25 protein-coding genes are annotated in these 26,090 nt (G+C 62.8%); 11 read left to right on the plus strand and 14 right to left on the minus strand.

The genetic code is table 11. The annotated features are described in order from the left end of the window. Positions 1-111 precede the first annotated feature (111 nt). Entirely contained in the window at positions 112-1,650 is a 1,539-nt protein-coding gene (locus tag I7X09_RS27625) for an AMP-binding protein (protein WP_200314678.1), read from the plus strand. A 91-nt stretch (positions 1,651-1,741) separates the two neighbouring features. Here the strand turns inward: I7X09_RS27625 and I7X09_RS27630 are convergent, their stop codons facing one another. Beyond that, a complete protein-coding gene (locus I7X09_RS27630; RefSeq protein ID WP_234036738.1) occupies positions 1,742-1,903 on the minus strand; it encodes a DUF488 family protein, N3 subclade in 162 nt (53 codons plus the stop codon). A gap of 274 nt (positions 1,904-2,177) precedes the next feature. Here I7X09_RS27630 and I7X09_RS27635 point away from each other — a divergent pair, with 274 nt between their 5' ends. Genes I7X09_RS27635 through I7X09_RS27645 form a run of 3 tightly spaced genes read left to right on the plus strand, consistent with a single transcriptional unit; the run spans position 2,178 to position 5,040 of the window. Further along, positions 2,178-3,287 carry a Re/Si-specific NAD(P)(+) transhydrogenase subunit alpha gene (locus tag I7X09_RS27635; RefSeq protein WP_095971538.1) on the plus strand — a complete coding sequence of 370 codons (1,110 nt, stop codon included), beginning with the start codon at positions 2,178-2,180 and terminating at the stop codon, positions 3,285-3,287. Beyond that, a complete protein-coding gene (locus I7X09_RS27640; protein ID WP_003941319.1) occupies positions 3,287-3,610 on the plus strand; it encodes an NAD(P) transhydrogenase subunit alpha in 324 nt (107 codons plus the stop codon). The genes I7X09_RS27635 and I7X09_RS27640 overlap by 1 nt, the downstream gene beginning before the upstream one ends. Further along, positions 3,610-5,040 (plus strand): NAD(P)(+) transhydrogenase (Re/Si-specific) subunit beta, encoded by a 1,431-nt coding sequence (locus tag I7X09_RS27645; protein WP_003941368.1) that lies wholly within the window; start codon positions 3,610-3,612, stop codon positions 5,038-5,040. The genes I7X09_RS27640 and I7X09_RS27645 overlap by 1 nt, the downstream gene beginning before the upstream one ends. Positions 5,041-5,412: 372 nt before the next feature. On the opposite strand, the gene I7X09_RS27650 is transcribed toward I7X09_RS27645, so the two are convergent. Genes I7X09_RS27650 through pdhA form a run of 5 tightly spaced genes read right to left on the minus strand, consistent with a single transcriptional unit; the run spans position 5,413 to position 10,606 of the window. Then, positions 5,413-6,066, minus strand: a complete 654-nt coding sequence (locus I7X09_RS27650) for a hypothetical protein (RefSeq protein ID WP_200314680.1) — start codon at positions 6,064-6,066, stop codon at positions 5,413-5,415. Between the two features lie 29 nt (positions 6,067-6,095). Then, complete coding sequence (locus I7X09_RS27655) at positions 6,096-7,301, minus strand: MFS transporter (protein WP_200314682.1); 1,206 nt, start codon at positions 7,299-7,301, stop codon at positions 6,096-6,098. Between the two features lie 10 nt (positions 7,302-7,311). Continuing rightward, positions 7,312-8,547, minus strand: coding sequence for a dihydrolipoamide acetyltransferase family protein (locus I7X09_RS27660; protein ID WP_200314684.1), 1,236 nt, complete (start codon positions 8,545-8,547; stop codon positions 7,312-7,314). Further along, a complete protein-coding gene (locus I7X09_RS27665; protein WP_200314686.1) occupies positions 8,544-9,521 on the minus strand; it encodes an alpha-ketoacid dehydrogenase subunit beta in 978 nt (325 codons plus the stop codon). The genes I7X09_RS27660 and I7X09_RS27665 overlap by 4 nt, the downstream gene beginning before the upstream one ends. Further along, complete coding sequence (gene pdhA, locus I7X09_RS27670; protein ID WP_200314688.1) at positions 9,518-10,606, minus strand: pyruvate dehydrogenase (acetyl-transferring) E1 component subunit alpha; 1,089 nt, start codon at positions 10,604-10,606, stop codon at positions 9,518-9,520. The genes I7X09_RS27665 and pdhA overlap by 4 nt, the downstream gene beginning before the upstream one ends. 221 nt (positions 10,607-10,827) lie before the next feature. Between pdhA and I7X09_RS27675 the strand changes: the two genes are divergently transcribed. Further along, positions 10,828-11,856 carry a phosphotransferase family protein gene (locus I7X09_RS27675; RefSeq protein ID WP_095971619.1) on the plus strand — a complete coding sequence of 343 codons (1,029 nt, stop codon included), beginning with the start codon at positions 10,828-10,830 and terminating at the stop codon, positions 11,854-11,856. Here I7X09_RS27675 and I7X09_RS27680 read toward each other — a convergent pair. The 3 genes from I7X09_RS27680 to I7X09_RS27690 are packed head-to-tail and all read right to left on the minus strand — an operon-like array spanning position 11,853 to position 14,047. Then, a complete protein-coding gene (locus I7X09_RS27680; protein ID WP_095971544.1) occupies positions 11,853-12,302 on the minus strand; it encodes an acyl-CoA thioesterase in 450 nt (149 codons plus the stop codon). The two genes, I7X09_RS27675 and I7X09_RS27680, sit on opposite strands and share 4 nt — an antisense overlap. Then, complete coding sequence (locus I7X09_RS27685) at positions 12,299-13,537, minus strand: benzoate/H(+) symporter BenE family transporter (RefSeq protein WP_200314690.1); 1,239 nt, start codon at positions 13,535-13,537, stop codon at positions 12,299-12,301. The genes I7X09_RS27680 and I7X09_RS27685 overlap by 4 nt, the downstream gene beginning before the upstream one ends. Positions 13,538-13,573: 36 nt before the next feature. Next, positions 13,574-14,047 carry an Lrp/AsnC family transcriptional regulator gene (locus I7X09_RS27690; protein WP_003941284.1) on the minus strand — a complete coding sequence of 158 codons (474 nt, stop codon included), beginning with the start codon at positions 14,045-14,047 and terminating at the stop codon, positions 13,574-13,576. Between the two features lie 102 nt (positions 14,048-14,149). Between I7X09_RS27690 and I7X09_RS27695 the strand changes: the two genes are divergently transcribed. Together I7X09_RS27695 and I7X09_RS27700 are read left to right on the plus strand one after the other, a co-directional pair. After that, positions 14,150-14,773 carry a LysE family translocator gene (locus I7X09_RS27695; RefSeq protein ID WP_200314692.1) on the plus strand — a complete coding sequence of 208 codons (624 nt, stop codon included), beginning with the start codon at positions 14,150-14,152 and terminating at the stop codon, positions 14,771-14,773. 22 nt (positions 14,774-14,795) lie between these two features. After that, positions 14,796-15,632 (plus strand): sulfurtransferase, encoded by an 837-nt coding sequence (locus tag I7X09_RS27700; protein WP_200314694.1) that lies wholly within the window; start codon positions 14,796-14,798, stop codon positions 15,630-15,632. Position 15,633: 1 nt separating this feature from the next. On the opposite strand, the gene I7X09_RS27705 is transcribed toward I7X09_RS27700, so the two are convergent. Both I7X09_RS27705 and I7X09_RS27710 read right to left on the minus strand, forming a co-directional pair. Further along, positions 15,634-16,095: a DUF6328 family protein gene (locus I7X09_RS27705; protein ID WP_095971548.1), complete on the minus strand. Its 462-nt coding sequence runs from the start codon at positions 16,093-16,095 to the stop codon at positions 15,634-15,636. Between the two features lie 13 nt (positions 16,096-16,108). Next, positions 16,109-16,927: a shikimate 5-dehydrogenase gene (locus tag I7X09_RS27710; RefSeq protein WP_200314702.1), complete on the minus strand. Its 819-nt coding sequence runs from the start codon at positions 16,925-16,927 to the stop codon at positions 16,109-16,111. A 127-nt stretch (positions 16,928-17,054) separates the two neighbouring features. On the opposite strand from I7X09_RS27710, the gene I7X09_RS27715 reads away from it, so the two are divergent. Then, positions 17,055-18,629, plus strand: a complete 1,575-nt coding sequence (locus tag I7X09_RS27715) for a molybdopterin-dependent oxidoreductase (protein ID WP_200314704.1) — start codon at positions 17,055-17,057, stop codon at positions 18,627-18,629. Here the strand turns inward: I7X09_RS27715 and I7X09_RS27720 are convergent. Then, positions 18,616-19,251 (minus strand): TetR/AcrR family transcriptional regulator C-terminal domain-containing protein, encoded by a 636-nt coding sequence (locus I7X09_RS27720; RefSeq protein WP_166813675.1) that lies wholly within the window; start codon positions 19,249-19,251, stop codon positions 18,616-18,618. The two genes, I7X09_RS27715 and I7X09_RS27720, sit on opposite strands and share 14 nt — an antisense overlap. A 158-nt stretch (positions 19,252-19,409) precedes the next feature. Between I7X09_RS27720 and I7X09_RS27725 the strand changes: the two genes are divergently transcribed. Continuing rightward, positions 19,410-20,642, plus strand: coding sequence for a metal-dependent hydrolase family protein (locus I7X09_RS27725; protein ID WP_124569495.1), 1,233 nt, complete (start codon positions 19,410-19,412; stop codon positions 20,640-20,642). 1 nt (position 20,643) lies between these two features. Here the strand turns inward: I7X09_RS27725 and I7X09_RS27730 are convergent, their stop codons facing one another. Together I7X09_RS27730 and I7X09_RS27735 are read right to left on the minus strand one after the other, a co-directional pair. Next, positions 20,644-21,345 (minus strand): HNH endonuclease family protein, encoded by a 702-nt coding sequence (locus tag I7X09_RS27730; protein ID WP_200314706.1) that lies wholly within the window; start codon positions 21,343-21,345, stop codon positions 20,644-20,646. Between the two features lie 53 nt (positions 21,346-21,398). Further along, a complete protein-coding gene (locus I7X09_RS27735; RefSeq protein ID WP_200314708.1) occupies positions 21,399-22,319 on the minus strand; it encodes an NADP-dependent oxidoreductase in 921 nt (306 codons plus the stop codon). Between the two features lie 92 nt (positions 22,320-22,411). On the opposite strand from I7X09_RS27735, the gene I7X09_RS27740 reads away from it, so the two are divergent. Next, complete coding sequence (locus I7X09_RS27740) at positions 22,412-25,228, plus strand: DEAD/DEAH box helicase (RefSeq protein WP_200314710.1); 2,817 nt, start codon at positions 22,412-22,414, stop codon at positions 25,226-25,228. Next, the gene (locus tag I7X09_RS27745) at positions 25,225-25,998 is read left to right on the plus strand and encodes an SWIM zinc finger family protein (protein WP_124569491.1); all 774 of its coding nucleotides are present in this window, start codon (positions 25,225-25,227) and stop codon (positions 25,996-25,998) included. Before I7X09_RS27740 ends, I7X09_RS27745 begins: the two co-directional genes overlap by 4 nt. The last annotated feature ends 92 nt before the right edge of the window (positions 25,999-26,090 follow it).

Raw genomic sequence — 26,090 nt, forward strand, 5'->3', positions numbered from 1 at the left:
CGAGTCGGTGTCGCCAAACCTCCGAAGGAAGCAGAGTTCCTGTGGTAGACCAGGATTGTCGACGCCGAAGCAGGCTCACCCGGCGTTGTCGTCACCGACAGAGGAGTCTTCGTGTTTCCAGGAAATTTCGTCCAGTCCACGCCGGACAAGCCCGCCGTCATTCGCCCCGCGACGGGTGAGTCCATCACCTATCGGGAACTCGACGAACGGTCGACGCAGTTGGCGCGATACTTCCGAAGTGTCGGTGCCAAGCCTGGAGACCACGTCGCTCTCATCTCGAACAACGATCTCCGCGCGTTCGAGGTGTACTGGGCCGCATTGAGATCCGGTCTCTACATCACTGCGGTGAACTGGCACCTCACGGCTGCGGAGGCCGCCTACATCGTCGACGACTGCGAGGCGACAATTCTGGTGGCGTCGGGGCAGGCGTCGGCAGCAGTTCCGTTGGACGAGAAGCTGATTCCACGTGTTCGCCATCGACTGGTGTACGGCGGCGCTCTCGAGGGTTTCGACGACTACGAGGATGCGGTCGATACTCAGTCCGCCGATCCACTCGACTCGCAGCCACGCGGGGCTGACATGCTGTACTCGTCCGGAACCACCGGCAGGCCCAAGGGAATCAAGGGAGATCTTCCGGAGGGTGAGGTGGACACCACCATGGATCCGTACACCGCGGTGTTCGCGCCGATGTACGGGTTCGATTCCGACACAGTCTATTTGTGCCCGGCTCCGGTCTATCACGCGGCACCCCTGCGCTTTTGCGGCGTGATCAATTCGGTCGGCGGAACCGTGATCTTGATGGATGCATTCGAAGCCGAGACCGCGCTGGAGTTGATCGGTAAATACGCTGTGACGCACAGTCAGTGGGTACCGACGATGTTCGTTCGAATGTTGAAACTGCCGAAGGAGACCCGCGATCGTTACGACTTCTCGACGGTCAAAGTCGCCATTCACGCGGCTGCTCCCTGCCCGCCCGAAGTGAAGACGGCGATGATCGACTGGTGGGGTCCGGTGATCCACGAGTACTACGCCTCGACCGAGGGCTCGGGCGCCACTTTCATCAACAGCGAGCAGGCTTTGTCTCATCCGGGTTCCGTCGGTCGTGACGGTGTGATGGGGATCGTGCACATCTGTGCCGACGACGGGCGCGATCTTCCGGTCGGCGAGATCGGTACCGTGTTCTGGGAACGGGAGACTCTGCCGTTCCGCTACCACAACGATCCTGAGAAAACGGCCGCCGCGCAGCATCCGGATCATCCGACGTGGACGACGAGTGGTGATATCGGCTATATCGATTCGGAGCGCTTTCTTTATCTGACCGACCGCGCGGCATTCACTATTATCTCTGGTGGCGTCAATATCTATCCGCAGGAGTCCGAGAACATTCTTACCTTGCATCCGAAGGTGTTCGACGTGGCGGTCATCGGTGTTCCCGACGAGGAAATGGGCGAGCAGGTCAAGGCGGTTGTCCAACTAGCGGACGGGATCGAGCCGAGTGCTCATGTCGCCGAGGAATTGCTGGAATATGTCCGCAGCCAGGTTGCACATTTCAAAGCTCCGCGAAGCATCGACTTTGCCGACGAATTGCCTAGGACCGCGACAGGAAAACTCGTGAAGCACAAGTTGCGGTCTCAATATGTGAGCAATTGACCTTCAGAGGAAATGCTAGGACATCAGAGTAATTCTGCGAGATAGTCGGCAAGGACCTGCGCGTGGCTGTATGGCAGGTCCTTGCTTGCTGTCAGTAGAACAACGGGTCGAGCATCCGATGCCGGTGCGATGCGTCCTGCAGGTTTTCGCGCTTGACGCCGCGTGGCCAGAGTCGGTCGACGAGGAGTCGGACGGCGTTACATTCGGAAGTAGGTTCGTAAACTCGCTCGACCCTGATGATTCGGCGCGTCATTTTGATGCCTTTACGTCTTTCGGACGTTTCAAATAGTGGAATAGCCCGCCATTCGAGTGTGATCGGCCTCACAGTAGGCTTCTCCAACTAAGTCCAAACATACTGTTCGGACTCGATTCAGATGGAGAAAGTGCGTCGTCGGTTTCCCTACGCCGCGGTAACTCTGGCTACTATCAGTCACCATTCACCCAAAAGCGGGTCATCTTCCGCTCATCACATGCTGGTTGCCGCTCGTCGCAGCAGGCGAACCACCAACCGCAGAAGGTAATGGAAAATGGAAACATCGAAGAGCGCACAAGTGCGTCCGTCGGTCGGCGTCCCTCGAGAATCGAGTGACGGTGAGCGTCGGGTCGCGTTGGTGCCGAAAATTGTGTCCGCTTTGATCGGCAAGGGTGTCGACGTTGTCGTCGAGTCCGGGGCCGGTCTGGGGGCGTTGATTCCCGACGAGCTGTACACCGCTGCGGGCGCGAAGATCGGCGATCCGTGGACTGCTGACGTGGTGGTCAAGGTAGCGCCTCCGTCGACAGAGGAAATCGCCCGAATCAGCACCGGCGCGAAGCTCATCGGTTTCTTGAACCCGCGTAACGCAGACAATCGCATTGCAGAGTTGAAGGCCGCCGGCATCGAGGGATATGCCGTGGAGGCGATTCCCCGTATCTCCCGTGCACAGGTGATGGACGCGTTGTCCTCGCAGGCGAACGTGTCCGGATACAAGGCTGTTCTGTTGGCGGCATCGGAGTCCACGCGGTTCTTCCCGATGCTCACCACCGCTGCAGGCACGGTGAAGCCTGCGACGGTTCTGGTGCTCGGAGTGGGTGTTGCAGGTCTGCAGGCGCTGGCGACAGCCAAGCGTCTCGGTGGCCGCGCTACCGGGTACGACGTGCGCCCTGAGGTCGCAGACCAGGTGCGCTCGGTGGGTGCACAGTGGCTCGACCTCGGAATCGACGCGGCGGGCGAGGGTGGATACGCCCGCGAGCTGACCGACGAGGAGCGCGCGAAGCAGCAGCAGGCACTCGAGGATGCGATCAAGGGCTTCGACGTCGTGATCACCACGGCTCTGGTTCCGGGTCGTCCCGCGCCGCGCCTGGTCACCGCCGCCGCGGTCGAAGGCATGAAGCCGGGCAGTGTCGTGGTCGACCTCGCGGGTGAAACCGGTGGTAACTGCGAGCTGACCGAGCCGGGTCAAACCGTCGTCAAGCACGGCGTGACCATTTGCTCTCCGCTGAATTTGCCGGCGTCGATGCCTGAGCATGCGTCCGAGTTGTACTCGAAGAACATTTCCGCGCTGATCGAACTGATGTTGGTGGAAGGTGCATTGGCGCCTGATTTCTCCGACGAGGTTCTGGCCGGTGCGTGCGTCACCCGTGAAGAGAAGGGCGCCTGATGTACACATCACTTCTGGCGAACATCGCGATCCTGGTGTTGTCCGGGTTCGTCGGTTTCGCTGTGATCTCCAAAGTTCCGAACACCCTGCACACCCCGTTGATGTCAGGCACGAACGCCATCCACGGCATCGTCGTCCTGGGTGCGTTGGTCGTCCTGGGCAAGGTGCACGATCCGTCGATCGGGTTGCAGATCATCTTGTTCGTCGCGCTCGTCTTCGGAACCGTGAACGTTGTCGGTGGGTTTGTGGTCACGGACCGCATGTTGGCGATGTTCAAGGCCAAGCCGGCCGCCAAGTCTGTGTCGAAGGATGGTGACCAGTAATGGAATACCTGGTCAATGCGCTCTACATTGTCGCGTTCTCGATGTTCATCTACGGCCTCATGGGTCTTACCGGCCCGAAGACAGCAGTCCGTGGCAACCAGATCGCCGCGGTCGGCATGCTCATCGCCGTCGTTGCAACGCTGATCTCCATTCGTGATGCGGAAATGGGTAACTGGATCCTCATCGCTGCCGGCCTGGTCATCGGTGTCGTGCTCGGTGTCCCGCCGGCGCTCCGCACCAAGATGACGGCCATGCCGCAGTTGGTCGCGCTCTTCAACGGCGTGGGTGGTGGCACCGTCGCATTGATCGCGTACGCGGAATTCCTGGACTCGGACGGATTCACCGCATTCCAGCACGGCGAGTCGCCGACGGTGCACATCGTCATCGCTTCGCTCTTTGCTGCCGTGATCGGATCGATTTCCTTCTGGGGCAGCGTGATCGCGTTCCTGAAGCTGCAGGAAACTCTGCCTGGTCGTCCGATCGGAATCGGTAAGCTCCAGCAGCCGCTCAATGCGCTGCTGCTCATTGCCGCAGTCGCGTTCTCGGTGATCATCGGCATCAAGGCGATCTCGCCGGAAGGGCCGACCAGCTCACTGTGGATCGTCGGCGTCCTCGTGCTTTCGGGCATCCTCGGACTGATGGTCGTGCTGCCCATCGGCGGCGCGGACATGCCCGTCGTCATCTCGCTGCTCAACGCTCTGACCGGTTTGTCAGCTGCTGCTGCAGGTTTGGCGCTCAACAACCAGGCGATGATCGTCGCCGGCATGATCGTGGGTGCTTCGGGCACCATCTTGACCAACCTCATGGCCAAGGCCATGAACCGGTCCATCCCGGCCATCGTCGCCGGTGGCTTCGGTGGTGGCGGCGGCGAAGCTGCATCCTCCGACGGTGTCGTGCGCACGGCAAAGGCGACCTCGGCCGCCGACGCGGCTATCCAGATGGCCTACGCCAACCAGGTCATCGTCGTACCGGGATACGGACTTGCGGTCGCGCAGGCTCAGCACGCCGTCAAGGACATGGCGAAGTTGCTCGAGTCGAAGGGCGTCGAGGTCAAGTACGCCATCCACCCGGTCGCCGGTCGTATGCCCGGTCACATGAACGTTCTTCTCGCAGAAGCGGATGTCTCGTACGACGCGATGAAGGAAATGGACGACATCAACGACGAGTTCTCTCGTACCGATGTCACCTTGGTGATCGGCGCGAACGACGTCACCAACCCGGCGGCGCGCAACGATCCGAGCTCACCGATTCACGGAATGCCGATCCTCAACGTGGACCAGTCGAAGTCCGTCATCGTGCTCAAGCGTTCGATGAACTCCGGTTTCGCCGGTATCGAGAACCCGCTCTTCTTCGCCGAGGGCACCTCGATGCTCTTCGGTGACGCCAAGAAGTCGGTCTCCGAGGTTACCGAAGAACTCAAGGCGCTGTAGCGCTGGAACTCGGAAGGGGCGTCCACTCGCAACCGCGAGTGGGCGCCTTTCTCGTGTTCTCACGCTGCAACGACTTCTTGTGCTGCAACGGCGTGTGCTGAAACGACAAAGGCGCCTGGTCCGAGACGAAACTCGGAACAGGCGCCTCTGGCGACGTTTTACGGGACCTCGGGGGTTTCGGGGTCGGAAGAGAAGCCGGAAAGTAGTTCGATCAACTTCTGGATCAGTTCGAGCGGGTTCAGATCTTCGAGGCTCACGGTAAAGACTCCTTCGCTGAGGAACTACTTGATTCGGACATTTCAGAACATACGTCATGCCCCGCCGTCGCGGGAGAGCTATCGGCGAAAATCTCTGGATACCAAAGATTTAGGACTAAAGTCGGATGCTCCGGTGCCTGGAGAACGCGATGGCTGCCGTATCCGGGCGTAGCTCTTCACGTTTCGCGGCGATGGGCGATCGTGCCATCAAAATGGCTGCGACACAGGCCCATACCAGAGCGATCAGAACGCCGGCTATCACTCCGAAAAGGCCGCTCAGCTCGGCGGCTAGTGCGCTGGCACCGATCGCAGCAACTCCGACGAATCCGAGACCGGCGACCACCGGACGCCACTGCGGGGCGGAGATCAAGATCGCCGAGCAGTACAGCGCGGTCGCCGCTGCCACGTGACCGCTGGGCAATAGGTCCTGGGGCGCATCGGGGAGCCAGGAGCCGAATGCCGCGTTGGTGAGATTAGCGCCCATTCCGAGAAGCAGGATCGCGCCGATGCCGTACGGCAGTCCGCGGACCATCGAGACGACGGCCAGAGCGGTAGTGGCTGCGAGTACAGCGGTGACGTCGAATCGGCCTACCGTCCACTCGGCAAGTGCGCGCACCTGTTCCGGGACGTTCACGCCAGGCGAGGTGGGTCGCAAAATATACAAGGCGCCCAGCGCTACGACGGCGATCGCAGCAAGGACGAGGAAGCGAGTGGTTGTGGAGGGAGTGGGGTGCTGGGTGGAGGTCGAGACGGTCACGAGTACCAGCATCCCTGGTGAGTCTGTGCCGATCGTGAGGATCAGCTGTGAGGTCTGTAGGCGGTCGGAGAATCGCGCCGAACGACACCCGCACAACCCGCTGCGACCAGGACGCATGCAAACGGGATCAACATTGCTGTGGTGAGAGGCACAAGCGTGGTGACCCACCCGATGGTCGCCGGACCGGCGAGGAATCCGATGTATCCCATGCCGACGACGCGAGACATGTTGGTACCAGCCGAACCCGAGCCGAGATTTCCCGCGGTGGTGAAGATCTGCGGAATGCATCCAGACAGGCCTGCGCCGAACAGTGCCCAGCCGAGCAATGTCAGTGGTAGCCAGCCGGATGCCACGACGGTCAGCATGCCGACGGACGACAGCAACGCGCCGTAGCGAACCACGGCCACCGGGCCGACCGCCGCGCTGATCCGATCCGCGGTGAACCGGCCGACGGTCATCATGGCCGAGAATGCACCGAACGACAGTGCAGCAACGGCATTCGAGACACCCAGATCTTCCTTGACCTGCAGCGCACTCCAGTCGTTCGCCACTCCCTCGGCGAGCATCAGAACAAAGGCGAGGGTTCCGAGAGCAAGCACGCGAGCCGAGAATCTGCCGTGTGTCTTTCCGGTAGTCGACGCGGTTTCGGCATGCACGTCGACGTGAGGGAGCAGGGGTCGCGAGCACAACCAGACCGCGAGCAAGCCGATTGCCGACGCGATGCTGAGCGTGACGTACGGCGGAAGATCCAGTGCGAGAGTGCCGAATCCGATGACGGACCCTAATACGCCGCCGACCGAGAACATGCCGTGAAAGGCCGCCATGATCGGGCGCCGGTACAACTGTTCGGCCTCGACAGCCTGCGAGTTCATCGACACGTCCAACGCGCCGTTCGCGAAGCCGAATACAACAAGTGCAGCGCCCAGTTGCCAGGTGTTCGTGGCAAATCCCGGGCCGAGAGTGGCGAATGCCAGCCCGCTACCCGCCAGGATGACCATGCGCCTGCTGCCGTATCGATCGGCGAGCGGACCGCTCAATTGCATACCGGCAATGGCTCCGACAGCAAGAAGGAGAAGCAGTGAGCCGAGCGTCGAGTGACTGATTCCCACACGGTGTTCGATGGACGGAATGTGGACGACCCACATCGCGAGCAGAAATCCGTTGATGCCGAAGATGCCGAAGATGCCGGCCCGCGCGCGTACCAGGGCGGAGGTGGGGACTACTCGGTCGGTGTGGTTGACGCTCACTCGTTCCTTTTTACAGGTGAGACAGCAACAGGTCCGGGTCCGCGAGCATCTGTGCGACAAATGAGAGGAATCTCGCGGCCTGCTCACCATCGAGTATCCGGTGGTCGAACGTCAACGTCAGTGTCGCGACGCTCCGCGCTTCGATCTTGCGCTCGATTACCCAGGGACGCTCGCTCACTGTGCCCAGGCAAAGGATGACGGCTTCTCCCGGATTGAGGAGCGGAATGCCCCCGTCGACGCCGAAGACTCCGACATTGGTGATCGTGACGGTGCCACCGGTCAGGTGATGGACATCGGTCACTCCCGCGCGGGCAGCGACGGTCAGTTCGGTCACCGCGCGTGCAAGTTGGACCAGGCTCAGCGTCTCGGCGCTTTTGATGTTGGGCACGGACAGTCCACGTTCGGAGGCGACGGCGATGCCGAGATTCACGTGATCGTCGATGACGGCGTCGCCGCGGGCCTCGTGCCAATGCGCGTTCACCATCGGGTGCGACGAGATCGCCGTAACCAAGGCCTTGGCCGCGAGAGTCAGCGGAGTGAGAGAAAGTCCGGTGAATGCGTCCGAGGGACGGAGCCTGCCGAGTAGTTCCATCGAAGGCGTGACATCGGCGGTGAGGAAGACGCTGGCCTGAGGGGCACGGGTACTGGCGACCATCGCCGACGCCATCTGTTTCCGCATGCCGGACGAGACCGGCTGTTTCTGCATACCGGATCCGGCCGGCCGCGGAGCTTCATTCGACGCGGCCTTCACGCGAAGCGCGTCTGCGACGTCCGCTGCCGTGACGGCACCGTCGAATCCACTTCCGGTGATTTCGCTCAGATCGATGCCGGCTTCGCGGGCCGCGCGCCGCGCCGAGGGTGTTGCGGGCCGACGCTCGGTACTCGCCGCGGTTTGCGAGTGTGGCGTAACCCTGTTCCGTCGTCGGCTCGGTCTCTCGGCCGCGGGTCCGTATCCGACAAGCACACTCGGGGACTGTGAATCACTTGGAGACGGTGAATCTGCAGGCTCCTCGATTCGGATGATCGGAGTGCCGACCGGGACGGTAGAGCCAGGTTCGACGAGGAGTTCTCTGACAACGCCGACGTAGGGCGACGGCAGTTCGACAAGAGCTTTGGCTGTCTCTACCTGGGCGAGAACTTGATTGAGTTCCACCGTGTCGCCGACGCCGACCGTCCACTCGACCAGATCGGCGGACGTCAGGCCCTCGCCGAGATCCGGCAACCGGAATTCGTGCGTCGTACTCATGCTGCCAGCGTTCGGTCGAGCGCTGCGAGGATCCGATCGGCGTCCGGAAGGTGGAATTGCTCGAGCTTGGCAGGCGGATAGGGGATGTCGAATCCGGTGACCCGACGGATCGGTGACTCCAACTGGTAGAAGCAGTGTTCCGCGACGTGTGCTGCGATTTCGGCGCCGACGCCGAGAAACTTCGGCGCCTCGTGGACGACGACCAGCCTGCCTGTCTTGTTCACCGATGCCTCGATCGTGTCGAAGTCGACGGGGGAGAGCGAACGCAGATCCACCACCTCCAGATCGAGGCCTTCGTCTTCGGCGATCCGTGCGGCGTCGAGTGCGGTGGCGACCATGGATCCGTACGCGACCACTGTCGCGTCGTTTCCCGAGCGGGCGACACGGGCGCGGTGGAGCGGAAGCTCGGGCGCGGCATCGGTATTCACCTCGGCGGTATCCCAGTAACGCCGTTTGGGTTCGAGGAAGATCACCGGGTCGTCGGCGGCAATCGATTGCCGGATCATGTGAAAACCGTCGACCGGATTGCTCGGGTACACCACCCGCAGTCCTGCGGTGTGAGCGAAGTAGGCTTCCGGCGACTCCGAATGATGTTCCACGGCACCGATTCCGCCGCCACTGGGAATCCGAATCGTCAGTGGCGCTGTCACGGCTCCCCGGGTGCGGTAGTGGATCTTTGCCACCTGCGAGACGATCTGGTCGAAAGCCGGGTAGACGAAACCGTCGAACTGGATCTCGCAGACCGGCCGGTACCCGCGCAGAGCCAAGCCGAAAGCCGTTCCCACAATCCCTGATTCGGCGAGCGGCATGTCGATCACCCGGGTATCGCCGAAATCCTTCTGCAGGGCGTCGGTAACCCGGAATACACCGCCGAGACGGCCGACGTCCTCGCCCATGATCACCACGCGACGATCGTCTTCGAGTGCGCGTCGCAGGCCGGTGTTGAGTGCGGTCACCAGATTCATGACGGTCATGACAGTGCCCCTTCCATGCTGCCGAGATACGCGCGATGCTCTTCACGTTCGGCGTCGATCAGTGGGTGTGCCTCGAGGTAGACGTGATCGAAGAGCGCTGACGGGGGCGGATCGGCGAGCGCGATGGTTGCGCGTCGTAGTCCAGCTGCGACGTCGTCGGCGGCCGCCGCGATGGTAGTGAGTTCTTTCTCGCCGAGAAGGCCGCGTTGCTCCAGGAGCAGACGCACTCGCTCGAGCGGATCGCGGTTTCTCCACTCCGACATATCCGTATCGGCGCGGTACCTGCTCGGATCGTCGGACGTCGTGTGTGGGCCCATTCTGCAGGTGATCGCCTCGATGAACGTCGGGCCGCTGCCTTCCCGTGCGCGATTGAGTGCCCAGCGCGTGACTGCGAGCACGGCGAGTACGTCGTTGCCGTCGACGCGGATCGCCGGGATGCCGTAACCGATCGCCCGATGTGAGATGGGTGTGCGGGACTGCAGGGATACCGGTTCACTGATGGCCCACTGATTGTTCTGGCAGAAGAAGACAACGCCGGCACGGAAACTGGCAGCAAATCCCATCGCCTCGGCGATGTCGCCCTGACTCGAGGCGCCGTCACCGAAGTAGGCGATCGTCGCGATCTCGGCGCCGTCCAGATGTGCGCCCAATGCGTATCCGGTGGCGTGCAGCCCTTGAGAGCCGACGACGATCGCCGGATTGGTGACGTTGAATTGTTCTGGATCCCAACCGGAATGGGAGATTCCGCGCCACATCGTGGTCAGCAATTCGGGGGGAACTCCCCGGCAGTACGCGACGGCATGTTCGCGATAGCTGGTGAAGGCGAAGTCGTCGGAGGCAAGCGCTCTCGCGGAACCGACCTGCGCGCCCTCCTGGCCGAGCATCGGAGCCCACAAACCTATTTCGCCTTGACGCTGCAGGGCAACAGCTTCGGTGTCGATTCGGCGACTGACGACGAGATCGCGATACAACGACAGCAGTTCGTCAGGCCCGATGTCTGTTATCAGACGGTCGAATTCGGGCCGGCACACTCGTGCGCCGTTCGGTTGGATGAGTTGGACCGGATAATCGAGGTTGTCGATCATCTTCGCTCACCTCGGTTTCTGCTCATGCCCGGCGCGCCTCGTGAGTACGCCGCACAATCCCGATGTGTTGTATGCAGTTGTCGCTCTACCATCAGGATCCCCCTGATTGGGAAATCCGCAAGTATTTTCACTGCCGTATCAAGACCTGGACTGAGAACTGGCGAGTAACAAACGTGTCGGTACGCCCAACCGATCCGGTGTCAACCGCTAGCATCGGTGCGGTGACTGCAGTCGGTTTGAACGAAGAAGCTGTTTCCGCGTGGATCGCCGAACTGGGGGTCGGCGCCACGACACCACTGACTTTCGAGAGGATCGGTAACGGGCAATCGAATCTGACCTACTCCGTGACGGATGCGGGCGGAGGACGGTGGGTACTGCGCAGACCTCCGCTGGGCACGTTGTTGGCGTCGGCGCACGACGTCGTTCGTGAGCACCGCATTCTGTCCTCGCTCCAGGGAACCAAGGTTCCGGTTCCCAAAATCCTCGGTATCACGGAAGACCCGGAGATCACGGACGCTCCGCTGGTCCTGATGAGCTACATCGACGGCATTGTGATCGACGGCGTCCCGGTGGCTCAGAAGTTGACCGAGGACGAGCGTCGTGCGGTCGGACTGGCGATGCCGAAAACCCTCGCGAGCATCCACGGGGTCGACCTAGAAGAGACCGGCCTCGAGGATCTGGCCAGCCGAAAGCCCTTTGCCGAGCGTCAGCTCAAACGGTGGTCGGCGCAGTGGGAGAAGTCAAAGACCCGCGATGTTCCGGACGTCGACCGGTTGGCCGAGATTCTGCACCGAAACATTCCGGAACAGAACGAAGTGACCTTGGTTCACGGCGACTTCCACCTCAACAACGTCATCACCGATCCGGTCGAGGGTCGCATCGTTGCGGTCGTCGACTGGGAGTTGTGCACGTTGGGGGAGCCGCTCGCGGATCTCGGTGCACTGCTCGCGTACTGGCCGGAAGCCGGTGACAAAGTTGCCGGTCCGTTCATGGCGTCCACGCTGGAGGGCTTTCCGAACCGCGAGGAGCTGGTCGCGGCCTACGTCGAGGCGACGGGCCGCGACGTGTCAGCCGTCGGATACTGGCACGTACTCGCGCTGTGGAAGCTCTCGATCATCGCCGAGGGCGTGCTGCGGCGAATCCTCGACGATCCGCGCAACAAGGCCGAGCACGGCGGCCCGACGGTCGCGCTGATCGACGGAATCGTTGCACGCGCCGTCCTGACGGCAGATCAGCTCGGTCTGAGCTAGTTTTCGGTCAAGGTCCCGGCTGCCGATCTGATGGCGGCCGGGATCTCCACCGGCTTACGGGTGTCGGCGTCGACGTAGACGTGGACGAAGCGTCCGGTGGCGGCGGGTTCCCAATTGCCATCGTCGACCTCGTGGAATATCGCCAGGGCGTAGACGATGCTCTTGGTGCCGAGTTTCTCGACGGAGATACCCACCTGCAACTGCTCGGGGAACGACAGTTCGCTCAGGTACCGGCACGACGTCTCGGCGACGACGCCGATGGCAGGCAGATTGCGGATGTCGGTTCCGGTGGAAGACATCAGCCAGGCGTTGACCGCGGTGTCGAAGTACGAGTAGTACGTCACGTTGTTGACGTGGCCGTAGTGATCGTTGTCGTCCCACCGCGTCGGGACGGGCCAGAGAACGGGAAACTCGCTGATCGACGGGGGCGTTTGCGCTGTGCTCACGGCTTCGACTGTAGTGACGACTTTCGCGAGAGTGATGGCAGGGTGGTGCCCTGCAGGACGGCACGCACGATCAGTCCCACCAACAGTGCCCAGAATGCCGAACCGATTCCCAGGATACTGACCCCGGATGCGGCGATCAGAAACGTGACCACGGCACCTTCACGCTCACTCGCCTCGCTCAGCGCCGATGTGAGGGCGCCGGCAAGAGTTGCCAGGAGCGCCAGTCCGGCAACAGTTTCCACGACTCCGGCTGGAGCGGCGGCTACCAGAGCGGCCACGGCGGCCGCGCCGGCAGCGAGAACGAGATAGGCCCAGCCTGCGGTGAAGGCAGCGATCCATCGACGTTTGGGATCCGGATGCGCGGTGGGGGCGGCGGCCAGGGCTGCGCTGATCGCCGCGAGGTTGATCGCATGGCCACCGGCCGGAGCGCCGACGATGGTGCCGATACCCGTCACGATCATCGACGGCCGCCAGGGAACGGTGTAGCCGAACGAATTCATCACGGCCACACCGGGAATGTTCTGCGAAGCCATCGTGACGATGTAGAGCGGAATCGCAATGCCGATCATCGCCTGCCAGGTCCACGACGGCGCCGTGAGATCGATGCGGGGAATCATGGCGCCGGCGTCGAGCACTCGATCCGACGTGACGAGGCTGATCCCGATCACGACCGCTGCGGTGAGAAACGCGAGCGGAACCGCCCATCGCTTGGAGAAGCGCTGCGCCGCAAGCCAAACCAGGATGACCGGCGCGACTGCTGCCGGTGCGTCCCGGACGGCGATGATCGGCGCCAGGCACAACGGCATCAGAACTCCGGCGAGCATCGCCTGCGCGAGGGGCGTCGGGATTGCCGAGATGATCCTTCCGAGCGTCGGCCACAGTCCGGTCAGCACGATCGCGATTCCGACGACGATGAATGCTCCGACCGCCGCCGGCCACCCACCCTCGACGGCTCCGGCGCCGGCGAGCAGAGCGGCACCGGGCGTCGACCAGGCCAGGGTGATCGGCATCCGGTACCGGCGTGAGAGCCAGAGCATTCCCAACGCTTGGGTCACACACAGAACCAGCAGTCCGGACGCCGCCTCGGTCGCGTCCGCGCCGACAGCGGCGAGGCCGGTGAGGACCACCGTGAACGAACTGGTGAAGCCGACGAGGGCCGTGACGATGCCTGCGCTCATCGGTTGCGAGTTGCTACGAACGGCTTCCGGTTCGGTGGTTTCTGTGGAGTCCGACATGGTCAGTGATTCTGCCCGACCCGCTCGGGGCGCGATTTACCTGTCCGGCCGGATGGGTGAGGTGACCGCTTTGCCGTAGATGAGGTGCGTTTGGGCGTGCCAGACTTCGGGATGCGCGGCGAGGTGGTCGATCAATACTCGCTGTAGATGCGCACTGTCGCGGACCGCGACGTGGAGGAAGAAGTCCTCGGGCCCCGAGACGTTGAAGAGCGCAAGGGTTTCCGGCAACGCGAGCGCGTCCGCTGTGAAGCGGTCGACGAGGTCGCGTCGGTGCGGTCGCAATTGCACGGCGATGATCGCCTGCATCGAGCGGCCCACCGCGGCCGGGTCGACAACCGCATGGATACCGCTGATCGTTCCGTTTGCACGCAGGCGTCGTACGCGCTCGTGGCACGAGGACGTCGCCAAGCCGACACGATCGGCTAGAACCTTGTTGGTGATCGACGCGTCGTTCTGCAATTCGGCCAAAATCTTCCAGTCCACCGGATCCAGAGGCTCATTCTTCGTCATCTGCCGAACTATATCCGGAGTCGTTTTGAAGTTCCCGGATCCAGTTGCACACTCCTGGCATGAACATGTGTCTCGAATCAGCTCGGGTGTGAGGTATTTCGGATGAGTGTCGGTCAATGGCTTGCTTTCGGCTCCCTGCTATCCATCGTCCTGTTCACGCCGGGACTGGATTTTGTCCTGATCCTGCGTCATTCTCTGGCAGATCGACGGACCGGTGCGGTGGTGGCGGCCGGCGTGATTTCGGGGCTCTTCGTTCACACGGCGGCCGCGTCACTGGGCCTTTCCGCACTCGTCGCGACGCGTCCGCAGTTGCTCTCCGCGCTCACTTACGCCGGGGCGGCATATCTGACCTGGCTCGGCATCTCCGCGATCCGAAGTGCATTCAAGGCGCGAGCCTCGGACGAGGGACTTCCGGCAGCGAAAGAACCGATCGCGGTCACCACGGCGTTTCGTTACGGCTTCCTCTCGAACTTGCTGAACCCGAAGGCGTTGTTGTTCTTTCTCGGGCTACTCCCACAATTCATCGAGCCCGGTGAAGGAGCAGGGCTGCGCACACTGATGTTGGCGGGAGCGACGGTGGTCGCCGCAGCGTTGTGGTGGGCGATCGTGGTGGTGATGGCGGCCGGAGCCGGCAAGAAGCTGCGTCGTCCTGGCGTCGGCAAGCGCATCGATGTCGTGACTGGAGTGTTGTTGGTGGGTCTCGGTGCCTTCTTCGGGGTTGCGTGAGAGGTCGTGTCAGGATGGGCTCATGACACTTCCCGTGCTGATCGACGTCCAAGAACTGTCCGCTCTCATCGAGGCCGGAGCCGCGCCGCGATTGCTCGATGTCCGGTGGGCGCTGGGTGATTCGAACGGCGAGCAGCATTTTCGCGACGGACACATTCCCGGTGCGGTATTCGTGAACCTCGACGACGAACTGGCTTCGACGCCGTCGACGGACAAGGGAAGGCACCCGCTGCCTGGACTCGAAGACCTGCAGGAGGCCGCGCGTCGTTGGGGAATCGACGACGGTGACTCGGTGGTGCTCTACGACGCCACCGGCAATACCGCCGCTGCCCGCGGTTGGTGGCTGCTGCGGTGGGCCGGACTCTCGGACGTCCGACTCCTCGACGGCGGGTTGCAGGCCTGGGAGTCCGCGGGACTGCCGTTGGCGGCCGGTATCGGCGAGTCCGTCAGCCCGGGCAATGTTACTTTCACCGGAGACAACATGCCGACCGTCGACATCGACGGCGTCGGCAACTGGACGAGCGAGGGCGGTGTCCTGCTCGACGCCCGAACCGGGGAGCGGTACCGCGGCGAGGTCGAGCCGATGGATCCCGTCGCGGGTCACATTCCCGGTGCGGTGAGCGCACCGACCGCAGAGAACGTCACCGGCGACGGTCGATTCCTGGATGCGGCCGCGTTGCGTGAGCGGTTCGCGGGCCTGGGCGTCGGGGACAGGGTGGCGGTGTACTGCGGATCCGGAGTGACTGCAGCGCACGAGATTGCGGCGCTCGCGATCGCAGGGTACGACGCGACCCTGTTTCCGGGCTCGTGGTCGCAGTGGTCGAACGACGGCACTCGCGCTGTCGAAACCGGAGCCTGAGTCAGCCTTTGGCGCGATCGATGAATGACGGCACGAGAAACCACAGTGCTGTGAACATGATAGCGGCGCACGCAGCCAAGATCTTTGCGGCGACTCCGCCGACGGCGACCTCGGCAATCAGCAGGACCGTGCCGGTCATGGAGGCGGCGAGAAAAGCTATGCCGCACAGCGCGAATCGGTTGGCGATGGGCAAGATGTTCTCGCGGTGCCCACGGCGGAAGAGCATACGATGCCACACCGCGGGCGCCATCAGGAACCCGAAGGAGACGGCCACAAGTATCACCGTCACCAAGTGGATGCCGCGGATATACGTCGAGGCCTCCTCGTAGCGTTCGGTGAATGCCACGGCCAGCAAGAAGGCGAACAGGATCTGAACACCCGAGAGTGCAACGCGCAGTTCTTGCAACAACTCGTTGAAATTCCGCGCCAGCTGTTGAGGTGGAGTCTCCCCGGTCTCGTTCACGATGACGTGGTTCCTACGTCCGTGAGTATTCCGACGCTCGCTGGATCTGCTCCGCGCTCGGACGAACGCCGGTGTAGAGCACGAACTGCTCGGCTGCCTGAAGAGCGATGACCGACGCTCCCGTGATCGCCGTCTTCCCGAGTAGGGTCGCCAACGCGATCAGAGGAGTGTTCGCGGGCATCGCGACGACGTCGAAGACTACTTCCGCTGCGCGAACTGCTTCTTCGGGGAACGACAGTGCATCGGCTTCAGCACCGCCGGACATTCCGATCGGGGTCGCATTGATCAGCACACCGGGACGAAGCGGACCGAGTTCGGCCTGCCAGTCGAAGCCGTACTGCTCGGCGAGCGCCGACCCTACTTCCTGGTTGCGGGCGATTACGGTGACGTCGGTGAATCCGGTGTCGCGTACCGCGGCGACGACTGCTTTTGCCATGCCGCCGCTGCCGGCGACAGCGACGGACAGGCTCGTATCGACGTCGTTGTCACGCAGCAGATCGGCCACCGCCTGATAGTCGGTGTTGTAGGCGTGCAGCACTCCGGACTCGTTGACGATCGTGTTCACGGAGTCGATGGCGCTGGCCGAATCATGCATGACGTCGATGTGCTCGATGACCTGTTCCTTGAACGGCATCGACACCCCGCAGCCTCGAATCCCGAGTGCTCGTATGCCGGCGATCGCGGCGGGTACGTCTTCGGTGGTGAAGGCTTTGTAGACGAAGTTCAGGCCCAATTCCTCGTAGAGGTAATTGTGAAACCTGGTGCCGATGTTGCTCGGTCGCCCGGAGAGCGACATGCACAGGAGCGTGTCCTTGTTGAGGTCGACGGTCATCGTTCCCACTCTAATCGCGAGTTCGGAGTAGTTCTTGATGGAGGAGTGCACCCATCCGGATGTCCCGCAGCGCCGAATGTCGGGTATCCGATCGAAGCACCACTCGCACCGACAGAGCCGAGACGACATGGTCACACAGAACATCGACGAGCACCCGAGCACCGAATCTCGTCCACCGCGTCGTAGATGGGCTGCTCACGCGATCTCCGGGGTCTTGGCCGCGGCTGTCGTCCTGGGCGTCGGTGAACTGGTGGCGCTGCCGATCAACCCGGACGCGTCGCCCTTCTACGCCGTCGGTGCAACCACCGTCGACCGAACGCCGGCTTGGGCTCGCGAGTTCGCGATCGACACCTTCGGCACCAACGACAAGCCGGCGCTGTTCATCGGAATGTCGATCTTGATAGTTCTGCTCGGCGCGGTGGCAGGGCTCCTGGAACGGCGACGTCGCCCGATTGGCAGCCTCATCCTCGTTCTGCTCGGTGCGGTTGGCGTGTATGCGGCGTTGCAACGCCCGACTGCCGACGCGATGTACGTGTTCCCGACGCTGGTCGGCGTGGTCGCGGGTGTCGCGACTCTGCGGTTGCTGATCACGCAACTGGAGGTGCCGCTCTCGCCGGGCGTCGCCGACTCGTGGTTGCCTCGTCGTCAGTTCCTTCTGCTGGCAGGTGCGGCGTTGGCAGTGGCTGCGGCCGCGGGTGCCGCCGGGAAGTTCGTGGGGCAGAGAATCGCTGGAGCAGTCGCGAATCGTGAAGATTTCGTCGTGCCCACCGCCGCTGACCCGGCGCCGCCGATTCCGGCGGGTGCAGACATCGGGATTGCGGGTGCGTCGACGTACATCACGCCCAACGACGACTTCTATCGCATCGACACCGCTCTCCTCGTTCCGCAATTGACGACGGACTCATGGGAACTGCGGATTCACGGCATGGTCGACCGCGAGATGACGTTGTCGTTCGACGACCTGGTGGCGCGAACGCCCATCGAGCGGGTGATCACGCTGACGTGTGTTTCCAACGAGGTGGGTGGTGTCCTGGCTGGGAACGCGAAGTGGATCGGTTATCCCATGAAGGACCTGCTCGACGAAGTCGGTGTCCATCCCGACGCCGACATGCTCCTGTCGACCAGCGTCGACGGCTTCACAGTCGGCACCCCGGTCGAGATAGTCACCGACGGCCGTGACGCGATTCTCGCCGTGGCGATGAACGGTGAGCCGTTGCCGTTCGAGCACGGTTACCCCGTTCGGCAGGTAGTTCCCGGCCTGTACGGTTTCGTCTCCGCCACCAAATGGGTGACGGAGTGGGAACTCACGCGTTTCGACAAGGTCGAGGCCTATTGGACCCAGCGCGGTTGGGGTGCGCAGGCACCGATCAAGACGTCGTCGCGTATCGAGGTACCGGCAGCTCTGGCGCCGATCGAGCCGGGCCAGGTGCTGGTGGCGGGAACTGCCTGGGCTCAGCATCGTGGAATCGAGAAGGTCGAGGTTCGCGTGGACAACGGCGAATGGCAACCGGCGACACTGGCGCAGGAGTACTCGATCGACACCTGGCGGCAATGGTCGTGGATGTGGGATGCAGGCTCAGGTTTGCACACCGTGCAGGTCAGGGCGACGGATTTGGACGGGAACGTTCAGGTGGAAGAGCGCACTCCGCCGATTCCCGGTGGCGCCACGGGATGGCATACGAGGTCGTTCACGGTGAAGTGACAGGTAGATCCGAATGGGATTCGGTATACAGGCGGATGACGCACTGGGCCATCCATCCGGCGATCAGGGTTCTCAGGCCGAAGTCGAAGGTGTCGTCGGTTCGCAGTGGGGTCGTGGCCTCACGGGTGATCTCGCTCGGGTTCGAGGATTGAGTCCACGCGACATCCGGCGTCGACAGCTTGACGACTGATCCGAGGACCAAACTGTCCAGCGTGGAAATTGCGTGACGAGTGTCGATCGGATCGAACCCGCCATCCGAAAATGCTTGGACCAGTGCGGTATCGATATCGAAAGTCACCTCGGTGCGGACGCTTCGCGTCATGAGCAGCGGGATGAGACGCCAATGCTCGACCGCAGCTCGGCGATAGGCCCACCCCCAGGCGCTGACCCGCTCGCTCCATCCTGCGGGTGGTTGCGGGACCGAGATCGACGACATCACGCGGATGCGCATGAGTTCGACGATCTCGGATCGACCCGAAACGTGTGTGTAGAGCGAAGACGGAGTCACGTTCAATTGCTTGGCGATTCCGGGCATGGTGAAGTCACCGGTCGCGTCGACAGCATCCAGGGCGGCGTCGGTGATGTTGCCCGTGGACAGTATCGGCTGGGTGGGGCGCGGCATCGATTCTCCTGGTGAGGGATTCGTCGGCAATCTCGGACTCGATCGATTGATGACAACTCCTTGATTTCAGGAGCCGACATGCATCATACTAACCGAACCCTATTCGGTATGTCGGCGGATTCTTCCGGCGATCGGTACACGTCGGAGGAACATTCAATATGTCTGTCGTATGGCTGACCGGTGCAACGATCATCGACGGTACGGGAGCCGAACCGATCGAGAACTGTGCTGTTGCTGTGGAAAGCGGACGCATCAGTGCGATCGGTGGCACGCCGCCCGAGGGGGTGGAGGTGTTGGACTGCACCGGGTTGACGATCACGCCCGGACTGATCGACGCACACGTTCATCTCGGTGGATCGAGTGATCTCGCCCCGAGCCTGCGGCGTCAGATATCGGTAGCCGAACTGGCCGCAGACATGTTCGCGACCTGCGCGTCTACTCTCGACGGGGGATTCACCACGGTTCGTGACTGCGGCGGAATCGACGGTGGACTCGCCGGAGTTGTCGCCTCGGGCAAGATTCCGGGGCCGCGGATCATTCAGTGTGGCCCGATCCAATGCCAGACCGGCGGACACGGACACCTGGCGGCCGAGTGGGAGCCGACTTCGGACTGGTCCGATCACGACATCCCCGGATTGCGTTGTATGTCTCTGCTTTCCGACGGCCCGCACGAAATGCGAAAGAACGTTCGTGAGACGTTCCGCAGAGGTGCCGACTTCCTCAAACTGTGCGTCACCGGGGGAGTGGTATCCACTCATGACAAGCTCACCGACACGCAGTTCACGGTCGACGAGATCGGAGTTGCCGTCGAGGAAGCCAATGCGCGCGGTACGTATGTCACGGTGCACGCTCACAACAACGAGGGAATCCGGAACGCGGTTACCGCCGGCGCGAAATGCGTCGAGCACGGTTCCGACATCGACGACGAGACTGCCAAGTTGATGGCCGAGCACGACGTCGCTTTGGTACCGACCTTGGCTGTGGTGCAGGCGCTCTCGGACAGCGCGGCGTCAGCGGGTCTACCCGAATCGATTTCGGCGCGCATCGGCCAGATGATGCAGGGGCAGATCGACGGACTCCTCGCCGCTCGAAATGCCGGCGTCAGAGTGGGATTGGGATCGGACCTTATCGGTACCGATCAAACAGGTCGGGGGATGGAGCTTGTCCTGCGCGCCAAGGTCGAAACCCCGATGGACGCATTGGTTTCCGCTACCCGGATCAACGCCGACATTCTCGGCATCGCCGACGAGGTCGGCACCATCGAAGTCGGCAAGTTCGCCGACCTCGTTGCCTTCCGCGGCAATCCGTTGACGGATCCGTCCATCTTCGCTGATCGTGAGCGCATCGCACTCGTCATTCAGAGCGGTCGAGTGGTGAAGGACGGCCGGTAGCTCAACAGCGAGTGGCGAGTTCTGTCAACGCCGAGTGATCCGCCCGGCTGACCGGTAAGCCATAGGAAATCGCGACGGTCAAGTACTTGCCTGCGTAGAAACATCGGTACGCAGGATTGGGCGGCAACCAGTCGCTGGGCGTGCTGTCGCCTTTCGACTGGTTGTCGGGGCCGTTGACGGCCAACAGGTTCAGTGACGTGTCGTTCGCGAACCTCATCCGAAGCTCGGGCGTCCAGGAGTTCGCGCCGAAGTCCCAGGCCGCGGCGAGTGGGAAGACGTGGTCGATCTGGACGGACTTGGCCCGGCTTCGTTCGAATTCGACGCGGTCACCGGAGTACGGGTCGGTCATCACGCCGGACAATACGAGGCAGTCACGTGTTCCCGGTTTGAACACCACGTCCGATAGATCGTGGGCCAGAACGTTGTTGCGGGTATCGCACCCGTCGTGGCCACCTGGTGCGTCCTGGTCGTCGGACCACGCGGGGCCGAATACGCAGGCCTCGCCGTTACCGCAGCCGCGCTCGTATCCACCCGGATGTGGTCGGTTGTCGACGACCGCGGTCCGGGACAGGAGCTCCTCCAGGTCCGATCGAGTCGGGCTGCCCGGGGCAGAATCGAGACGCGCGTTCCCGAACCATCCGCAGGACGCAACGAGACATACGAGCACGAGCGTTGCAAGGATCGCAGTCAACCGTGCAACCACCTGTGCCCCCGCCCGTCGTAGACGGTGATTGAACCATCGGCGTCCGACAGAGATCAGCCGAAGTCGATCACCACCTTGCCGGCGGCATGGCCGTCTTCGACTGCAGCGAGCGCTTCCCCGGCGCGGGAGAACGGGTAGCGGCCGGACACGGAAGGGTCGAGGGTCCCGTCGTCCACGAGCGCCGCGACCTCCGTGAATACTGCTGTGGTCCTTCGGCGTTCGACACCACTGCCGCCGAGTCGGCTTGCCGCCAGAGGATCGGCGATGCTCAGGATTGGCGCACCCGGTCGGGTGAGCGCAGCACCGCGAGCGAGAGTGTCCCCGCCGACAAGGTCGAAAACCGCGTCCACCCCACCTGAGGACAGCGCGGACACTTCGTCTGCGAATCCGTCTCCCGACTCGACCCAGCGTGCTCCCGCGTCCTCGATCGCGGTTCTCTTGGATTCGCTCGCGACACCGATCACGTTGACACCCTGTGCCAATGCAAGCGCGATGGTGCTGCGACCGACGCCGCCACCGGCGCCGAGGAGCAGGAGTGTTGCCCCGGGCTTCAGTCCGAGGCCGTGGAGCGCGTCGTAGGCCGTCCCCGCCGCAACCGTCAACACCGCGGCATCCGCCCACGACACGGCAGGCGGCTTGTGTGCTGTCGACGAGACGTTGAGCATGGTCGACTCGGCGTAGCCGCCGAAGCCGGTCGCGGTAGCGCCGAACACTTCGTCGCCGACCTCGAACTCGGTGACCCGCGGACCCACTCCGATGACAACACCGGACACTTCGCGGCCCAGAACCGCAGGCAGCGTCACTGGCACGGTGTCTTTCCGCGTACCAGCGCGAACCTTCCAATCGGCTGGATTGACGCCCGCAGCTCGGACCGACACCAGCAGTTGTCCAGCACCGGGCGGTGGGAGGGTGACGTCGAAGTAGGACTGTGTGTCGGGGCCGCCGTACTCGGTGAAGCCGTATGCCGTCGTCATGCCTGCCAGCCTATTGCCCCGGCATGCCGGAAGGGCGGTCCGGAAGGGTGGTGACGAACAGCGGTGTCGGTGGCACCTGATTGGATGGTCGGATGCTGCATGGACTCTGGTCACCGGGATCGGGGCTCAAACTGTGGGTCGACGGGCACGACGGTGCCGGGACCGACGATCCCCGTGATCCGGTCAGTGCTGTCCTGCACCGCAAGTTCCGTCATCGTGTCAACGTCCCCATGCCGCCTGTGCCTGGCGGGCCTTTGCAGAGTGAGTACGCAGCCGTTGCGTTGGCACCGCCGGACGCGGTCGATCTCCTGTTGCGGTTCAAGGCTGATGACCAGCGAATCGCGGGCGACCTGCATTTTCTCGTGCACGTGGCGCGAGGAATCGACCGTTGGGTTCGTGCCGGGCGGGTGGTGCCGGCGCTGACGCGGGCCGAAGGAAGTTGGTGGCCACGCTGGCAGTTGTCGGTGGGGGAACGCCAGCGCGCGTGGATCGGTGAACTGGTCGTGGCCATGCCACCGGTACAGCGGGCCGTCGGCTCGCCGAGGGCGATGATCGAAGACATCACCAACGAACTCACGGACCCGATCGTCCGCCGTGTTCTCGGTGGCTCGGTGCCGGTGATGCAGACCTCGCTCTGGCAGGCCGTGTTGTCCGGGGACCCTTTCGACGACGTGTCGGTACGAGCGGCCGAGGGACTCGCCGAATGGGGATCCACGTTCACCGCCGGAGAGCCGGACCTGGTTCTGCGGCTGATCGAGCCGGAACTCGACGACAATTCCGATCCGGACGACGATGCGCTGTGGCGTCTGCAGGTGTGCCTGCGTCCCGAAGGCGAAGCGCCCGAGCGTGTTCGACTGCACCGGGCCGACCCTAAACGCATCCAGCTCGGCAGTCGGAAGCTCGAAGAGGCGATCAAGGCGTACCCACGTTTTCGCGACGTGCCGCGCGACGAAGACAGTCTCGATCTGTTGCTGCCCACGCCGGTCGTGATGGACCTGGTCGGACACGGCGCGATTGTCTTGCGAGAGCGGGGAATCACGCTGCTGCTTCCCCGCGCCTGGAACGTGGTGTCTCCTTCGCTGCGTGTGCGGGTGACCTCGGCGTCGTCTCCGATCGTTGCGGAGAATCGCACGGTCGGTATGGATCAATTGCTGGAATACGATTGGGAATTGGCGCTCGGAGACAAGGTGCTCACCGCCGAGGAAATGACCCGACTCGTCGACGCGAAGTCCGATCTGGTCCAGTTGCGCGGCGAGTGGGTGCAGGCAGACAAAGACGTACTGGCCCGCGCGGCTCGTTTTGTCAGTCAGCGGCATTCGAGCGGGGATCGAGCGATTGTCGATTTGATCAAGGACTTGATAGCCGACGACCTCAAAGACCTACCGGTCGAGGAAGTGAAGGCGACCGGATGGGCATCCGCACTGCTCGACCAGTCGGTGGCCCCGCGGCAGGTCGCGGTGCCGTCGACGGTCAACGCGACCTTGCGTCCGTATCAACGACGCGGTCTCGACTGGTTGGCCTACATGAGTGCACTCGGTCTCGGCGCGGTTTTGGCCGACGACATGGGGCTGGGGAAGACGCTGCAATTGTTGGCATTACTTGCCCACGAGAAGTCCAAGACGGCAACACTTTTGGTGTGTCCGATGTCGGTCGTGGGAAACTGGCAGCGTGAAGCGGCGCGATTTGTGCCGAGCCTGCGCGTCTACGTTCATCACGGTTCGGACCGCGCTACCGGGGCGGAGCTTGAACACGCTGTTCGTGAGAGTGATCTGGTGATCACCACCTACGCGCTCATGACCCGCGACGTCGCGGCCCTCAAGGAACTCGACTGGCGGCGCGTAGTGCTCGACGAGGCTCAACACATCAAGAACGCCAAGACATCTCAGGCGAGAGCTGCTCGCAGCATCCCCGCGGATCATCGCGTTGCTCTGACCGGAACGCCGGTGGAGAACCGACTGGACGAGTTGCGGTCCATCCTCGATTTTGCCAATCGCGGTGTACTCGGCTCGGAGCAGATGTTCCGCAAACGGTTCGTCGTACCGATCGAGCGGGAAAAGGATCAACTTGCCGTCTCGCGACTGCGCGCCGTCACGTCCCCCTTTGTGCTGCGGCGCGTGAAGACCGATCCCGCCGTGATCGCGGATCTCCCGGAGAAGTTGGAGATGACGGTTCGAGCGAATCTCAGTGAGGAACAGGCCGCGTTGTACCGCGCGGTGGTGGACGAGATGATGGCGCAGATCAAGGGGACGGAAGGTATGAAGCGCAAGGGCGCCGTCCTGTCTGCGCTGACCAAACTCAAACAGGTATGCAATCATCCGGCGCACTTCCTGCGCGACGGATCGCCGGTGATGCGACGCGGGCAACACCGTTCGGGAAAGCTCGGACTGGTCGAGGACATCGTCGAGTCGGTCACCGGCGACGACGAGAAGGTTCTGTTGTTCACACAGTTTCGTGAGTTCGGCGAGCTGGTGGTGCCGTACCTGGCAGACCGGTTCACCACCGAAGTTCCGTTCCTCCACGGCGGAGTGTCGAAAGCCGGGCGCGACGCCATGGTCGAGGCGTTCCAAGGTGAAGGCGGCCCGCCCATCATGGTGCTCTCGCTCAAGGCCGGCGGCACGGGCCTGAATCTCACAGCGGCCAACCATGTGGTTCACCTCGACAGATGGTGGAACCCCGCGGTGGAGAACCAGGCGACGGACCGTGTCTTCCGCATCGGTCAGAGAAAGAACGTGCAGGTCCGCAAGATGGTGTGCGTCGGAACCTTGGAAGAGCGAATCGACACGATGATCGCGAGTAAAAGTGAACTCGCCGAACTTGCAGTCGGGACCGGTGAGAACTGGGTGACGGAGATGAGCGTCGAGCAATTGGACGAGTTGTTGCGACTCGGCGACGACGCGGTGGGCGAATGAGTCCGCGCGGTAAGGGTCCCGATTTCAGCGAGTACACCGGGCCTCGGCGGCGGGCACCCGCGCCGGTCAAGCCTCGTCCAGCGTTCGGGAGGACGTTCTGGGGCAAGGCTTTTGTCCGCGTCGTCGAAGAGATCGGCGACAAACCTCGCGTCACGCGTGGGCGTACGTATGCGCGTTCGGGTCAGGTCTTGGCGCTCGACATCGAACCGGGAGTGGTGACGGCCGAGGTTCAGGGCAGCCAACTTCAGCCGTTCGTTTCCACGCTGTCGATCGACACCCTCGATCAATCGGATATCGACGACATCATCACCAAGATCCGCCGCGTGCCGGGAAGCCTTGCCGCACTGGTGTCCGGCACTGTCCCGGACATGCTTGCCGCCCAACTGATACCGGACGGCCCGTCGGCTTTTCGCTTCGACTGCACCTGCCCCGATGTCGGTTGGCCGTGCAAACACGCTGCGGCCGTGGCGTTCTTGACCGCCGAGCGGATCGACACCGATCCGCTGAGGTTGCTGAGACTTCGCGGGGTCGACCTGGAGCAGTTGATCGGGGGAGTGGAAGACGAGTCGACCGTTGCGGTGGACGTCGAGAATTGGTTCGGAATCGCGGCTGCCCTGCCGGCGCTACCGAAGGTGCCTTTTCGTGCGGCGATCGACGATCTGGATATCCGGCGGTTGCGCGAGGCGGTTGCGGCACTGGGATTGGACATGGCTCAGCAGAACGTCGCCTTGGACGAAATACGGTCCATCTACCGACGGTTGGACGGTTGAAATCGGACAACTCCGGACTGGTGCTAGTTTCCTGTCGTGAATTCCAGTATCGTTAATTGGACCGGTCCGGTCGGGACCTGCCTGCGATTTCA

The organism is Rhodococcus sp. P-2 (genome assembly GCF_016598535.1).
Classification (GTDB): Bacteria; Actinomycetota; Actinomycetes; order Mycobacteriales; family Mycobacteriaceae; genus Rhodococcus_F; species Rhodococcus_F baikonurensis.